The following is a 13724-nucleotide window of genomic DNA, read 5'->3' as shown; positions in this document are numbered from 1 at the left end:
TTTTACTCTCGGATAACAGAAAAAAACTCAGGTGTTGTCGATAAAAACTGCTGCGGATCTTAAATTACCCAGAAAATATGTACAGGAATTGTTAATTTAAATAGTTACAGATGGCTTGCATCTTAGTCAAAATGCAGGCTTTATCGATTCACCTCTCGTTTCTCTCACTTCCTTTTGCTGAACCCGTGCGCTGACCTCTGCCGTTATTCCTCAATAAAGTGATGTTCAATGTCGGTGCAGCCTAATTCGGCCAACATAATTTGCGAAATGGCCCAGTGGCTGACAACGGCATGACGACGCTCAACGACAGCTGCGTGTTTAATGGTGCACGGATCGTCGCCAGCAAGGTTCATCAGATTCAACGCGACTTGCAAAGGCGGCAGGCTCGGGTTAAATGCCGCATTTTCTGCGTAGCGTCCGGTATAAATGTTGCCACTTGAGGTTTCCAGCGCAATGCCGCTGATGGCTTTGCTGTAGGGGGCGTGGCTACGGTTAGCGGCATCCAGCGCCAGACGCGCAAGCGCGTTCACATTCTGCAAGGTTGCGCCGTGGTTGACGTCATCCATCAGTAAGGTATCGATGTGCAGATCGACGGGGCCAAAGGAATCCGGCAGATAGTGGCTGAGCACAGCAGGTTGGCGACCCGGCAATTGAATGCGCAGCGACGCGGCATTACGCAATTCATTCATAAACTGACGACAGTGACCGCATGGCGTGTAGTTCACGGTCACCGTCCGCAACCCACGCTCATTGCGTATCCAGGCATGGCTGACGGCGCTTTGCTCGGCATGCACCGTTTGCTGCAACTGAACTGCGCTGAACTCCATGTTGGCACCAAAGTAGAAATTGCCACTGAGCCCTTGCGCAATTGCGCCAACCTGAAAATTCGAGATCGGTGCTTGTGCGCAGGCTGCCGCCAGAGGCAATAGCGCAAAGGCCAACGCGTCGGCGTCTAGCTGGCTGGCTTCGCAGACGGCATTCACGTCGTCTGCGGTGAGCATGGCGGCGAAATCGGGTTTATCGAGCAAGGGACCGATCGCGGCTTGCAGACTGGCAGGTAATTGCTGGAAGGCGTTTTCAAATCGTGGATGCATGGTGGCGTACTCTTTTTACCCGTCAATGACGTCATGTTAGGGAGCAGAGTAGCAATAAATTGTGATCAAAATCTCTTTGTTGAATGAAAGGAATGCAAATTAACTGTTAAATGCGAGATGTATCTCAATTTTATAGCGGGCGATGCGAGCTACGCACCATCCCCCGCCAGATTTAGCCAACGACATGCAAGAGTAGAGGGAAGACTAGCGGCGCAATCAGCGACGTGATGATCCCGCAGATGACCAGCGCCAGCGAACTGAATGCGCCTTCCTGATAGTCAACCTCTGCACAGCGCGCCGTACCGAGTGCGTGTGAGGCTGTCCCCATCGACAGCCCACGCGCGGCTTTAGTTTTAATACCGATGCGGTTGAACACACTGTGGCCTAAGACTGCGCCGAGAATACCGACAAAAATCACGCAGACGGCGCTGATAGCCGGAATCCCGCCAATCGAGCTGGCGACGGCCATCGCAATCGGCGTGGTGACGGATTTAGGCAGCACCGAGGCGGCGATTTCTGGCGAGGCGCCCATCCACAGCGCCACCAGCGTGCCGGAGATAATCGCGGTCAGGCTGCCGATGAAGCACACGCTGATGATTGATTTCCAGCGCGCGCGGATTTGATGCAGTTGCTCATAAAGCGGGAACGCCAGCGCGACCACCGCTGGTTGCAGCAGGTCGTTAAGGGCTTTGCTGCCCTGAAAATAGTGCTCGTAGGGAATCTTCAATACCAGCAGCAGCGGAATAATAATCGCCATCGACACCAGCAACGGGTTCAACAGGGAAATCCGGGTCAGCACGGCCAGTTTACGCGCGGCGAAAAAGACAATCAGAGTGAGGGGCAGCGACCACCACAAATAGCTGAACATTATTCGTTATCCTTCGGCGGCGTGCGATCGCCAGCCACGGCTCGTTCACGCTGCATTATCTGGGTACTGAAACCCACAACCAACATCACTATAAAGGTACTGATCAGGCAGGAAACCACGATAGGGCCGAACTGTTGGCTGACCAGATCGTAATAATTCATCACGCCGACGCCGATGGGGACGAACAGCAGCGCCATGTGACGAATAAGAAGATGGCAACCCGGTTTTACCCACTGCGCGGGCAGAATTTGCGAGGCAAGAAGGGTGAACAAGACCAGCATGCCGATGATACTACCGGGGATAGTGAACGGAAGTAACGCGGATACCGCATTGCCTGCCAGCAGGCAGAGATAAATCAATGCGAAAGCGCGTAAATACTGCCAGCACACGATGAACGTATTACGCATGGGACATTCCTGATTAGCTGAGGGGATTATCATAACGCTAATGGAATTTACGTGCCACAGCTCACATTGCTAACGTTATACAGCAACACATGGCAGGGGATATCAGGTGAACGGTTCAGGCACGACAGAAAACGTGTCGCACCCAAGCCTTTATTGATCCAAATACTTTATTGACTCAAATAGTCGCTAGTCAAATAGCCGTTCGTCACGAATCGCGGCACAGACGGCGTCGGTCAGCTTACGCAGTTCATCAGGCTGAATGATAAACGGCGGCATCAGATAAATGAGTCGGCCAAACGGTCGAATCCAGACGCCGCGCTCAACGAAGAAACGCTGTAGCCGCGCCATATTGACCGGACGCTGTGTTTCCACCACGCCGATAGCACCCAGTACGCGAACGTTCGCCACCAGCGAAGAATCCGAACAGGGTTGCAGTGCGTCTCGCAACTGCCGCTCAATATTTTGCACTTGCTGCTGCCAGCGGTTCTCCGCCAACAGCGACAAACTGGCATTGGCTGCCGCGCAGGCGAGCGGATTGCCCATAAATGTAGGGCCGTGCATAAAACAGCCTGCCGCACCGTTGCTGATGGTTTCAGCGACTATGCGGGTGGTCAGCGTGGCGGAGAGCGTCATATAGCCGCCGGTAAGCGCTTTTCCCAGACACATAATATCGGGAGAAATGCCTGCATGCTCGCAGGCAAACAGCTTGCCGGTGCGGCCAAATCCGGTGGCGATCTCATCGGCAATCAGCAAAATGCCCCATTGGTCACACAGTTCCCGTACCCGATGCAGGTAGGCCGGATGATAAAAGCGCATCCCGCCCGCGCCCTGCACGATGGGTTCCAGAATGACGGCCGCGATCTCATGAGCGTGCACCGACAGCATCGCCTGTAGCGGCGCAATATCATCTTCCTGCCATTCGTCGGTAAAACCGCCTTCGTTGATCGCGGCACAGGGCGGCGCATCGACAAACAGATGGGTAGGCAGGTAGCCCTGATACAGACTATGCATCGAATTCTGCGGATCGCACACGGACATCGCACCGAAGGTATCACCGTGATAGCCGTGACGCAGGGTGAGAAAGCGTTGACGGGTTTCACCCCGTGCTTGCCAATATTGCAGCGCCATTTTCATCGCCACTTCGACAGCCACCGAGCCGGAATCCGCCAGAAAAACGCATTCCAGTGCTTCTGGCGTGATGTCCACCAGTTGGCGGCACAGTGCCACCGCCGCCGGATGGGTGATCCCGCCAAACATCACATGCGACATCTGGCTGAGCTGAGCCTGCACCGCTTGATTGATCGCCGGATGGTTGTAGCCGTGAATCGCCGCCCACCACGATGACATGCCGTCAATCAGGCGACGTCCGTCATCCAACTGAAGCTCGACGCCGCTAGCCGCTATCACCGGATAGCAGGGCAGCGGTTCGGTCATTGAGGTGTAGGGATGCCAAATGTGGCGCTGGTCAAAAGCAATGTCTTCCGGGCTCATGATGATCTTTCGTCAACCAAAATGGATTCTATTTGGTTGACAGTATATCGGGTTAATTTACACTGGCGAAACGTTTTTAGTTTGGAGATGCCGAGATGGCTGACCGCATGTACTGGACGCTTGAGCAAGCGCAAGACTTATTTAATAAACCATTTCTGGAACTGATGTTTGAAGCGCAGCAGATCCACCGTCAGCATTTTGATCCCCGTCAGGTGCAGGTCAGTACGTTACTGTCGATAAAGACCGGTTCCTGCCCTGAGGACTGTAAATATTGCCCGCAGAGCTCCCGCTATCGCACCGGGATTGATACCGAACGCCTGATGCAGGTTGAACAGGTGCTGGAGTCGGCTCGTCAGGCGAAAGCCGCAGGATCGACGCGCTTTTGTATGGGCGCGGCGTGGAAAAACCCGCACGAGCGCGACATGCCGTATCTGGAACAGATGGTGCAAGGCGTCAAAGCGATGGGGATGGAAACCTGCATGACGCTGGGAACGCTGCACAACGATCAGGCCGAGCGTTTGGCCTCTGCTGGACTGGATTTCTATAACCATAACCTCGATACCTCGCCAGAATTTTACGGCAGCATTATCACGACCCGCACATATCAAGAGCGTCTGGATACGCTGGGTAAAGTACGCGGCGCGGGCATTAAAGTCTGTTCCGGCGGCATCGTTGGTTTGGGGGAAACCGTGCGCGATCGCGCCGGGCTGCTGGTGCAACTGGCTAACCTACCGACGCCGCCGGAAAGCGTGCCGATCAACATGCTGGTGAAGGTGAAAGGCACGCCGCTGGCGGATAATGATGATGTCGATCCGTTTGATTTCATTCGTACTATTGCCGTTGCGCGTATCATGATGCCGGCTTCCTATGTACGCCTGTCCGCCGGACGCGAACAGATGAGTGAACAAACGCAGGCGATGTGCTTTATGGCGGGGGCGAACTCCATTTTCTACGGCTGCAAACTGCTCACGACGCCAAACCCGAAAGAAGACAAAGATCTGGCGCTGTTCCTCAAACTGGGTCTGAATCCGCAGCAGACGGCGACCGAATACGGGGATAACCAACAGCAACAGCGGTTGGCGGAACAACTGGTTAACGCCGATAGCGAGCAATTTTATAATGCTGCGGTATAACGTCCAGCCTGCAAACCGTCGGGCAAGGCGTGCTGAATCATGAGCTGGCAGCAACGTATTGACGCCGCGCTGGTACAACGCCAGCGCGATGATGCCTACCGCGTACGGCGGGTGAATCAAGGCGGCAGCGGGCGCTGGCTGATGCAGGGCGACCGCTGCTACCTGAATTTTTCCAGCAACGACTATCTGGGGTTGAGTCACCACCCGGAGATTGTGCGCGCCTGGCAGCAGGGCGCTGAGCAATACGGTATTGGCAGCGGTGGTTCCGGGCATGTGACGGGCTATACCGATGCTCATGCCGCGCTGGAACGTCAGCTTGCCGACTGGTTGGGTTATCCGCGTGCGCTGCTGTTTATTTCCGGCTATGCCGCGAATCAGGCTGTGGTGGCGGCGTTGGCACAGTCAGAAGACCGTATCTTTGCCGATAAGCTCAGTCACGCTTCATTACTGGAAGCGGCTGCACAGTCACCCGCGACCCTGCGGCGCTTTAAACATAATCAGCCTGATAATCTGCAAACGCTGCTAGAGAAACCTGCGGACGGCCAGACGCTGGTGGTGACCGAAGGCGTTTTCAGCATGGATGGCGATACCGCGCCACTGTCGGCGCTCCAGGCTCAGTGCCGAGCGCACGATGCCTGGCTGATGGTGGACGATGCACACGGTATTGGCGTGCTGGGTGATGAAGGTCGCGGCAGTTGTTGGCAACAGGGCGTTAAACCCGAACTGCTTATTGTCACGTTCGGCAAGGCGTTTGGGGTGAGCGGCGCGGCGGTCCTGTGCGCCGAACCGCTGGCCGAGTATTTCCTGCAATTCGCCCGTCATCTGATTTACAGCACTTCGATGCCTGCCGCACAGGCCTGTGCGCTGAGCGCGGCGGTCAACTGTGTCCGCCAGGGCGACGCGCGGCGCGATGCGTTACGACGTAACATCGCCCAGTTCCGCGCGGGCTTTTCCAACTCGTCCTATCAATTGATGGATTCACAGAGCGCGATTCAGCCGCTGATTGTGGGTGAGAACGCGCGGGCAATGGCACTGATGAACCATCTGCGTGAACAGGGCGTGTGGGTCAGTGCGATGCGGCCACCAACGGTACCTGTCGGCAGCGCCCGTCTGCGCATTACGCTGACGGCGGAACACCAGCCGGAAGATATCAATCGCTTGCTTACGGTATTACACCATGCTGACAGAAAACTATAACAAGCAGGCGATTGCGCAGGCGTTTGGGCGTGCGGCGGGGTGTTACGATCGCTTTGCCGAACTGCAACGCACCAGCGGAGAACGCCTGCTGGCGCTGATGCCGTTGCACAGCGGTTTACAGGTATTGGATGCGGGCTGCGGAACCGGGCATTTTAGCCGCCACTGGCGTCAGGCTGGTAAGAATGTGACTGCGCTGGATTTGTCGGTGGACATGCTGGCGCATGCCCGTGAGCAGCACGTTGCCGATCGTTATCTGGAAGGCGATATCGAAAACCTGCCGCTGGCGGATTGCTGTGTGGATATCAGCTACAGCAATCTGGCTGTGCAGTGGTGCGACTCGTTACCGCGTGCGCTGGCCGAGCTGTATCGGGTTACACGACCGGGGGGCGTGATGGCGTTTGCGACGCTGGCGGACGGTTCCTTAAGTGAATTGTCGCAGGCGTGGCAGCGTCTGGACGGCACGCAGCGGACGAATCGCTTTCTGTCGCTCTCCGCTATCGAAGCAGCCTGTCAGCCTTATCGCCATCACTTGGTTCAAGAACGTGAGGTCTGCTTTTTCCCTGATGTATTGGCGTTGATGAAATCGCTGAAGGGGATTGGTGCGACCTGGCTGCACGACGGGCGTGCGCCGGGGTTATTGAGCCGGGCGCGTCTGGCGGCATTGTCTGCCCATTATCCGCAAGAACAGGGCGGCTACCCGCTCAGTTATCAACTAGTTTATGGAGTGATTTATCGTGATTGAGCGCTGGTTTGTGACGGGTACGGATACCGAAGTTGGGAAAACGGTTGCGAGTACGGCGCTGCTTCAGGCAGCCAATCAGGCTGGATACCGTACCGCAGGCTATAAACCCGTGGCGTCAGGCTGTGAAATGACGGCCGACGGCATTCGCAACAGCGATGCGCTGGCGCTTCAGGCCAATAGCAGCGTCCGGCTGGATTATCAGGCGGTGAATCCGCTGGCGTTTATGGAACCGACGTCACCACATATTATCAGTGCGGTGGATCAGCGGCCTATTCATCTCCCAGCGTTGTCCGCAGGGCTACGGGCATTAGAAACTCAGGTGGATTGGCTGCTGGTCGAAGGCGCTGGCGGGTGGTTTACGCCGCTGTCAGAGCAGGATACGTTTGCTGACTGGGTGGTACAGGAACAGCTTCCCGTAATTTTGGTGGTCGGTATCAAATTGGGGTGTATTAATCACGCGATGTTAACGGCCCACGCCATTCAACACACTGGATTGCGCCTTGGCGGCTGGATTGCAAATGACATCACGCCACCCGGAAAATGGCACCAGCCGTATCTGCAAACTCTGCAACAACGCCTGCCCGCGCCAATGCTGGGCGAAATTCCTTATGTATCGGATCTTCAGCAGCATAATCTGGGGCAGTACGTTGATATTGGGTTATTAGCGGGGTAATCATTTTAGCAAACCTTCGCCTGCATTTAATCAAGCAACGGTTTTTGTTGTTTTTTACCGGCATCGGTTTCATGATCGTAAAACCTACATTTTCATGCTGATCAATAGCTAAAACCTTCTTGAGTTTTTCTCTAATCCCCGTCATGCCTGACTTGTGGCATTTTTTCCCTCGGCTGTTTTTAGTCTTTTTCCATCTAATCCTTATGCGATAAATCACAGAAAGAGCGTGAAGAAAATCCATATCAGGGGGAATCACGAATGAAGCGGGTATTTCTCTAACTCAGTGCTGATGCGGGGTTGTGGGAGTTATCCACCATTTCTGTGGATAACTATGTGAATTATGGATAGACAACACGGCCTAACCGAGAGCTGGCGCGGATTGCCGCAAGGTTGACGCTATTCTCCACGGTTTTTTTAATCTATTTATTATCATTCACTTAAGTAAAATCAAGCGTCTTGAACATCAATAATGCGTAGTTGCATAAATTAACGTCATCGGTCATCTCCGTATGTTACATTTTTACCAACTTTGGGGATAAATCATGATGATTTTATCTGGTAGATTGCAAACAGATGTGTTAGCAATTCATTGGTTGATTAATCGTCCAACCCAGCGATAATTTCCTTGATGCTGTTTTTATATCCAGTATCATTGCGGTAGCGAATTTCGTCATTGGCATTCAGAATAATGTTCCGAGCATCCACCCACGAACGTCGCATTGCGCGATGGGTAATAACGATAAGTAGCGTGCTTAACGATGAGTAAAGTATTTACACTGAATTCCGACTTTAAACCGGCAGGCGATCAGCCTGAGGCTATTCGTCGTTTAAAAGAGGGCCTGGAAGACGGGTTAGCGCACCAAACGCTGCTCGGGGTAACAGGTTCAGGTAAGACGTTCACGATCGCCAATGTGATTGCCGACCTCAATCGCCCGACGATGATGCTGGCACCCAATAAAACGCTGGCAGCCCAGTTGTATGGCGAAATGAAAGAGTTCTTTCCTGATAATGCCGTCGAGTACTTCGTTTCGTATTACGACTATTATCAGCCAGAGGCCTATGTTCCGAGTTCAGACACCTTCATCGAAAAAGACGCGTCGGTTAACGAACATATCGAACAGATGCGTCTTTCTGCAACAAAAGCGCTGCTGGAGCGGCGCGATGTCATCGTCGTGGCCTCGGTATCCGCGATCTATGGTCTGGGCGATCCCGATCTCTATCTGAAAATGATGCTGCACCTGACGCAGGGGATGCTAATTGACCAGCGTGCGATTTTGCGGCGTCTGGCTGAGTTGCAATATTCCCGTAACGATCAGGCGTTTCAGCGCGGTACGTTCCGCGTGCGCGGTGAGGTGATCGATATTTTCCCTGCGGAATCTGACGAAATCGCGCTGCGCGTTGAACTGTTCGATGAAGAAGTGGAACGGCTGTCGCTGTTTGACCCGTTGACGGGTCACGTTCTCCAAACGGTGCCGCGCTATACCATCTATCCGAAAACGCACTACGTCACGCCGCGTGAGCGTATTTTGCAGGCGATGGAAGACATCAAGGTTGAACTGGCCGACCGTAAAAAGGTGCTGCTGGCTAATGACAAACTGGTGGAAGAGCAGCGGTTGAGTCAGCGCACCCAGTTTGATCTGGAGATGATGAACGAACTGGGCTACTGCTCCGGTATCGAAAACTACTCACGCTACCTTTCCGGTCGTGGCCCCGGCGAGCCGCCACCGACGCTGTTTGACTATTTGCCTGCGGACGGGCTGCTGGTCATTGATGAATCCCACGTCACCGTTCCCCAGATCGGCGGTATGTATCGCGGCGACCGCGCGCGTAAAGAGACGCTGGTTGAATACGGTTTCCGGCTGCCTTCAGCGCTGGATAACCGACCGATGAAGTTTGAAGAATTTGAAGCGCTGGCTCCGCAGACGATCTACGTGTCTGCGACGCCGGGTAACTATGAACTGGAAAAATCGGGCGGTGAAGTGATCGATCAGGTGGTGCGCCCCACCGGGTTGCTCGATCCGATCATTGAAGTGCGACCTGTCGCGACACAGGTGGATGACCTGCTTTCCGAAATTCGTCTGCGTGCCGCGATTAATGAGCGGGTACTGGTGACCACGCTGACCAAACGCATGGCGGAAGACCTGACGGAATATCTGGAAGAACACGGCGAGCGGGTACGCTATCTGCACTCGGATATCGACACCGTCGAGCGCGTGGAAATCATCCGTGATTTACGTCTTGGCGAGTTCGACGTACTGGTAGGTATCAACCTGCTGCGTGAAGGGCTGGATATGCCAGAAGTGTCGCTGGTGGCGATTCTGGATGCCGATAAAGAGGGTTTCCTGCGCTCTGAACGTTCCCTGATCCAGACGATTGGGCGTGCGGCACGTAACCTGCGTGGTAAAGCCATTCTCTACGGCGACAGGATTACGGCATCGATGGCGAAAGCGATTAGTGAAACGGAGCGTCGCCGCGAGAAGCAGGAAGCCTACAACACCGAGCACGGCATTGTGCCGCAGGGCATCAATAAGAAAATTTCCGATATCTTGCAACTGGGTCGGCCGACGAACAAAGGCAAAGGGCGTGGCAATCGTAAAGCGGCAGAACCAGCAGGACGTTATGAACTGATGACGCCGAAGGCGCTGGAGCTGAAAATCCGCGAATTGGAAAGCAAGATGTTGACGCACGCGCAGAATCTTGAATTTGAAGAGGCTGCTGCCCTACGCGATGAAGTACAGGCACTACGCGCACAATTTATCGCTGTATCCTAACGATGCAAGCGCTCACTGAGGATCAATGATGGATCAGGCTATACCGGGTGTAGACGTGCTGTTTGTGGCAGGTTTCGGGCCGATCGTGAAATCCCTTTCTGCCAGCCATGCGCTCTATGTTGATACGCTGAAGTTGCCGCTGAAGCCCGTTGCGGAAGGGAGCGACTATCTGGTGAGTGATGAGATGGAGGGCGTGAAGCATTTCGCGCTGTGGCCGCTCTCACAGGCTAGCGAATCCTGTTTCGGGCACGAAAGTTGGCCTGCGGATCTTCCTGAACCGCAAAGCTGGCTGGAGTTCGAAGTGGCTGACATAGTGGAAGCGACCAGTACGCTGAAAGCGCAAGGCTATGTGTTGCTGGTGGAAAAACGTCTTGAGCCTTGGGGACAGCAGGTTACGCGTTTCCTGAGTCCCGAAGGCATTCTGATTGGCGTGACTTATACGCCGTGGCTACGGGGTTGAGAGCCCAACAGCTGTAGCGCACGATCGATGGCCTGGCGCAGTAACTCACGGTCGTGATGGTGAGGAACATCTTCTGCGGCCAGCGCTTGCTGCACGACCAGTCGGCCGCCAATCTGGCTGATATCGACTTTGGGACCAACAATCGCGGCATCAACCACGGGTTTCCCTACCTTGTATTCAATCCAAGATAGTTTCTCCACCAGCGTCAGGCGGGCGGCGGGGTTGCTCTGCTCATTGCCCAGATTGCCGATGTACACCATAGGGGCGGGCGTGCGGCGGAGTGCCTGTGTCAGATCTTCCAGCAGCAGCAGCGGCATCAGGCTGGTCAGAAAGCTGCCGGGGCCAATCAAAATCAGGTCGGCTTTTGCGATAGCATCAATCGCCTCGCGCGTGGCCTGCACCGTCGGGTACAGCATCAAATCCTGCGGCAAGGCTGCCAGCTGATCGATCTCGACTTCACCATAAACGGGGTTGCCCTGTTCATCAATCGCCATCAAATCGACAGGATGCTCGGACATCGGAATTAAAAAGGCGTCCACTTTGAGCAGGTTACGGAGCAGGTTAATGGCTTCCAGCGGCCGCACGCTCAGGTGGTCGAGCGCTTTTAGCATCAGGTTACCCAGATTGTGTCCGGCAAGCTCACCGTTACCATTAAACCGATACTCAAACATTGCGGATGCGACGCTGGGCGTCGTAATCAGTTGATTCAGGCAGTTGCGGGTATCTCCCCAAGCAATACCGCCTTCAGAACGACGGATGCGGCCAGTTGAGCCGCCGTTATCTGTCGTCGTGACAATGCCGGTTAGCCGTGAACCTAGGGAAGAGAGCGAAGACATCACACGACCTAAACCGTGTCCGCCTCCGAGTGCGACAACCCTGTCGAGGTCGGCCAACGTGCGATTGCGCATAGAAAACCTTATGAATGAGCTAGAGTAATATGAATAACATGTGACAATTGTCGCTAAGGTAGCTGATTTCACCTTAAAACGCGAAAAATCCTGACGCAGGCATGACCTGAGACAATTTCTGCCGCCTATTTTTCCGTATGCTGTGCACCATAAGATATTGAAAATTCGCTATATATTAAATTATATATCGATTTTGAGAGTGGTTGACTGTGCTTTTCCGCAGTAGACTGCTTAATGAAATCACGATTCTTGACTGGTTATCTCGCGGCTGTTTAACGGATAACTGAGTGGAATCAAACTCCTAGCCTTGGTGCCTAAGTGATGCGCTTGTTGCGCGTGATACGGTGCCCTGGCCGTGGCCTTCGCGGTCACCAGGGTGCGAGGCAGAAATGCCTGCATCTCCCGTATTTGGAAAGGTGTTTATGGTGAGTCAACTGACTGATGCGTTTGCGCGCAAGTTCTACTATTTGCGTCTGTCTATCACAGACGTCTGCAATTTTCGCTGTACCTACTGTCTGCCGGATGGTTATCAGGCCAATGGCACTACTCCACATCGCTTTTTGTCACTCGATGAAATTCGTCGCGTCAGCCGCGCTTTTGCCGAATTAGGGACGGAAAAAGTCCGCCTCACCGGTGGTGAACCGTCTTTGCGCCGTGACTTTGTCGATATCATTGCGGCAATCCGTGAAAATCCCGCTATCCGCACGCTGGCGGTCACCACTAACGGCTACCGTTTGGCACGCGACGTTGCTCAATGGCGAGATGCAGGCCTGACGGCGCTGAATGTCAGCGTCGACAGCCTTGATGCACGCCAGTTTCATGCGATTACCGGACAGGATAAATTCCGGCAGGTGATGGACGGCATTGATGCAGCATTTGACTGTGGCTTTGCCAAGGTCAAAGTCAACACGGTGCTGATGCGCGATGTGAACGCAGGCAGCCTGCAAACTTTCCTCGACTGGATTAAACACCGCCCGATTCAACTACGCTTTATTGAACTGATGGAAACAGGGGAAGGGGGCGACGTGTTCCGCCGTCACCACGTTTCCGGTGAGGTGATCCGCCTGCAACTGCTGCAACAAGGCTGGCAGCAGCAGCAACGTGCACGCAGCGACGGCCCGGCTCAGGTGTTCAGCCATCCCGACTATCAGGGAGAAATTGGGCTGATTATGCCGTATGAGAAAGATTTCTGCCTGAGCTGCAACCGCCTGCGCGTATCCGCTGTGGGTAATCTTCATCTGTGTCTCTTTGGCGAACAGGGCATTCCGCTGCGTGATTTGCTGGCCGACGATCGCCACCTCGATGATTTGAAAATGCGTATCTCGGGCGGACTATCGGCGAAAAAGCAGACCCACTTCCTGCATGAAGGGAATAGCGGCATCACGCAAAACCTGTCATTTATCGGCGGCTAATCCGCGACATCACTGATTCTTAAAGGAGCCTGACATGAGCAAAGTCAGTAGCGAATTCGTTTCTCTCAATCTTGCGGTTTTGACCGTGTCCGAACGCCGTACGGTGGAAGATGACACGTCCGGTGACTACCTGCGCGAAGCGGCGCAGTCCTCAGGGCATCGCATCGTCGACAGCGCCATCGTGAAAGAGAATCTGTACCAGATTCGGGCACAAATCTCAGCGTGGATTGCCAGCGATGAGGTGCAGGGCATTTTGATTAATGGCGGGACGGGCTTTACCGCAGGGGATGTGGTGCCGGAAGCCATTGGCGTCTTGTTCGATCGGGAAATTGAAGGTTTCGGCGAGCTGTTTCGCATGGTGTCGTACGAAGATATTGGCACGGCGACGCTGCAATCCCGTGCGCTTGCCGGTCTGGCTAACCAGACGGTGATTTTCGCCGTGCCGGGTTCGACTCGCGCCTGCCGAACTGCATGGGAACGCATCATTCAGGAACAGTTGGATGCGCGCCAGAAGCCGTGCAATTTTTACCCGCACGTGAAAAAATCCTCTTAACGGTAAGCCTTATTC

Annotated in this window: 13 protein-coding genes and 1 riboswitch; of the genes, 8 read left to right on the top strand and 5 right to left on the bottom strand. The window is 54.3% G+C overall.

Features of this window, described 5'->3' with window-relative positions; all coding sequences use genetic code 11:
* Positions 1-203: 203 nt before the first annotated feature.
* From cdd to bioA, 4 genes are all read right to left on the bottom strand, one after another.
* Positions 204-1094 (bottom strand): cytidine deaminase, encoded by an 891-nt coding sequence (gene cdd / locus DMB82_RS12695; protein WP_116163239.1) that lies wholly within the window; start codon positions 1092-1094, stop codon positions 204-206.
* 172 nt (positions 1095-1266) lie between these two features.
* A complete protein-coding gene (locus DMB82_RS12690; RefSeq protein ID WP_116163241.1) occupies positions 1267-1962 on the bottom strand; it encodes a CidB/LrgB family autolysis modulator in 696 nt (231 codons plus the stop codon).
* The gene (locus tag DMB82_RS12685) at positions 1962-2369 is read right to left on the bottom strand and encodes a CidA/LrgA family protein (RefSeq protein WP_010303345.1); all 408 of its coding nucleotides are present in this window, start codon (positions 2367-2369) and stop codon (positions 1962-1964) included. The genes DMB82_RS12690 and DMB82_RS12685 overlap by 1 nt, the downstream gene beginning before the upstream one ends.
* Positions 2370-2555: 186 nt before the next feature.
* Positions 2556-3860, bottom strand: a complete 1305-nt coding sequence (bioA, locus tag DMB82_RS12680) for an adenosylmethionine--8-amino-7-oxononanoate transaminase (protein WP_116163242.1) — start codon at positions 3858-3860, stop codon at positions 2556-2558.
* Positions 3861-3955: 95 nt separating this feature from the next.
* Between bioA and bioB the strand changes: the two genes are divergently transcribed.
* The 6 genes from bioB to DMB82_RS12650 all read left to right on the top strand — a co-directional run bounded on the left by bioB (position 3956) and on the right by DMB82_RS12650 (position 10836).
* Complete coding sequence (gene bioB / locus DMB82_RS12675; protein ID WP_102118725.1) at positions 3956-4993, top strand: biotin synthase BioB; 1038 nt, start codon at positions 3956-3958, stop codon at positions 4991-4993.
* Positions 4994-5032: 39 nt separating this feature from the next.
* Positions 5033-6190 carry an 8-amino-7-oxononanoate synthase gene (gene bioF / locus DMB82_RS12670; RefSeq protein WP_116163244.1) on the top strand — a complete coding sequence of 386 codons (1158 nt, stop codon included), beginning with the start codon at positions 5033-5035 and terminating at the stop codon, positions 6188-6190.
* A complete protein-coding gene (gene bioC / locus DMB82_RS12665) occupies positions 6171-6932 on the top strand; it encodes a malonyl-ACP O-methyltransferase BioC (protein ID WP_116155113.1) in 762 nt (253 codons plus the stop codon). The genes bioF and bioC overlap by 20 nt, the downstream gene beginning before the upstream one ends.
* Positions 6925-7605, top strand: coding sequence for a dethiobiotin synthase (gene bioD, locus DMB82_RS12660; protein ID WP_116163246.1), 681 nt, complete (start codon positions 6925-6927; stop codon positions 7603-7605). Before bioC ends, bioD begins: the two co-directional genes overlap by 8 nt.
* A gap of 758 nt (positions 7606-8363) precedes the next feature.
* Positions 8364-10376, top strand: a complete 2013-nt coding sequence (uvrB, locus tag DMB82_RS12655; RefSeq protein ID WP_102118721.1) for an excinuclease ABC subunit UvrB — start codon at positions 8364-8366, stop codon at positions 10374-10376.
* A gap of 28 nt (positions 10377-10404) precedes the next feature.
* On the top strand, positions 10405-10836 hold the full coding sequence (locus DMB82_RS12650) for a VOC family protein (protein ID WP_102118720.1): 432 nt from the start codon (positions 10405-10407) through the stop codon (positions 10834-10836).
* On the opposite strand, the gene yvcK is transcribed toward DMB82_RS12650, so the two are convergent.
* On the bottom strand, positions 10812-11744 hold the full coding sequence (gene yvcK / locus DMB82_RS12645; protein ID WP_116163248.1) for a uridine diphosphate-N-acetylglucosamine-binding protein YvcK: 933 nt from the start codon (positions 11742-11744) through the stop codon (positions 10812-10814). The two genes, DMB82_RS12650 and yvcK, sit on opposite strands and share 25 nt — an antisense overlap.
* Positions 11745-12030: 286 nt before the next feature.
* A riboswitch (molybdenum cofactor riboswitch) is annotated at positions 12031-12179 on the top strand.
* Between yvcK and moaA the strand changes: the two genes are divergently transcribed.
* Together moaA and moaB are read left to right on the top strand one after the other, a co-directional pair.
* The gene (gene moaA, locus DMB82_RS12640) at positions 12167-13156 is read left to right on the top strand and encodes a GTP 3',8-cyclase MoaA (RefSeq protein ID WP_102118718.1); all 990 of its coding nucleotides are present in this window, start codon (positions 12167-12169) and stop codon (positions 13154-13156) included. It overlaps the preceding riboswitch by 13 nt.
* A 34-nt stretch (positions 13157-13190) precedes the next feature.
* Positions 13191-13709: a molybdenum cofactor biosynthesis protein B gene (gene moaB / locus DMB82_RS12635; RefSeq protein ID WP_102118717.1), complete on the top strand. Its 519-nt coding sequence runs from the start codon at positions 13191-13193 to the stop codon at positions 13707-13709.
* Positions 13710-13724: the final 15 nt, after the last annotated feature.

Origin of the sequence: Pectobacterium aquaticum (assembly GCF_003382565.3) — a bacterium.
Lineage (GTDB): Bacteria > Pseudomonadota > Gammaproteobacteria > Enterobacterales > Enterobacteriaceae > Pectobacterium > Pectobacterium aquaticum.
Note: the sequence above shows the minus strand (reverse complement) of the source record. Positions and strands in the feature narration are given on the sequence as shown.

Bases quoted from the DNA above. Each gene is read 5' to 3' on its own strand.
- yvcK (WP_116163248.1), bottom strand. From the start codon at position 11,744: ATGCGCAATCGCACGTTGGCCGACCTCGACAGGGTTGTCGCACTCGGA.
- cdd (WP_116163239.1), bottom strand. From the start codon at position 1,094: ATGCATCCACGATTTGAAAACGCCTTCCAGCAATTACCTGCCAGTCTG.
- bioC (WP_116155113.1), top strand. From the start codon at position 6,171: ATGCTGACAGAAAACTATAACAAGCAGGCGATTGCGCAGGCGTTTGGG.
- bioF (WP_116163244.1), top strand. From the start codon at position 5,033: ATGAGCTGGCAGCAACGTATTGACGCCGCGCTGGTACAACGCCAGCGC.
- DMB82_RS12650 (WP_102118720.1), top strand. From the start codon at position 10,405: ATGGATCAGGCTATACCGGGTGTAGACGTGCTGTTTGTGGCAGGTTTC.
- DMB82_RS12690 (WP_116163241.1), bottom strand. From the start codon at position 1,962: ATGTTCAGCTATTTGTGGTGGTCGCTGCCCCTCACTCTGATTGTCTTT.
- bioB (WP_102118725.1), top strand. From the start codon at position 3,956: ATGGCTGACCGCATGTACTGGACGCTTGAGCAAGCGCAAGACTTATTT.
- uvrB (WP_102118721.1), top strand. From the start codon at position 8,364: ATGAGTAAAGTATTTACACTGAATTCCGACTTTAAACCGGCAGGCGAT.
- bioA (WP_116163242.1), bottom strand. From the start codon at position 3,860: ATGAGCCCGGAAGACATTGCTTTTGACCAGCGCCACATTTGGCATCCC.
- moaA (WP_102118718.1), top strand. From the start codon at position 12,167: ATGGTGAGTCAACTGACTGATGCGTTTGCGCGCAAGTTCTACTATTTG.
- moaB (WP_102118717.1), top strand. From the start codon at position 13,191: ATGAGCAAAGTCAGTAGCGAATTCGTTTCTCTCAATCTTGCGGTTTTG.
- DMB82_RS12685 (WP_010303345.1), bottom strand. From the start codon at position 2,369: ATGCGTAATACGTTCATCGTGTGCTGGCAGTATTTACGCGCTTTCGCA.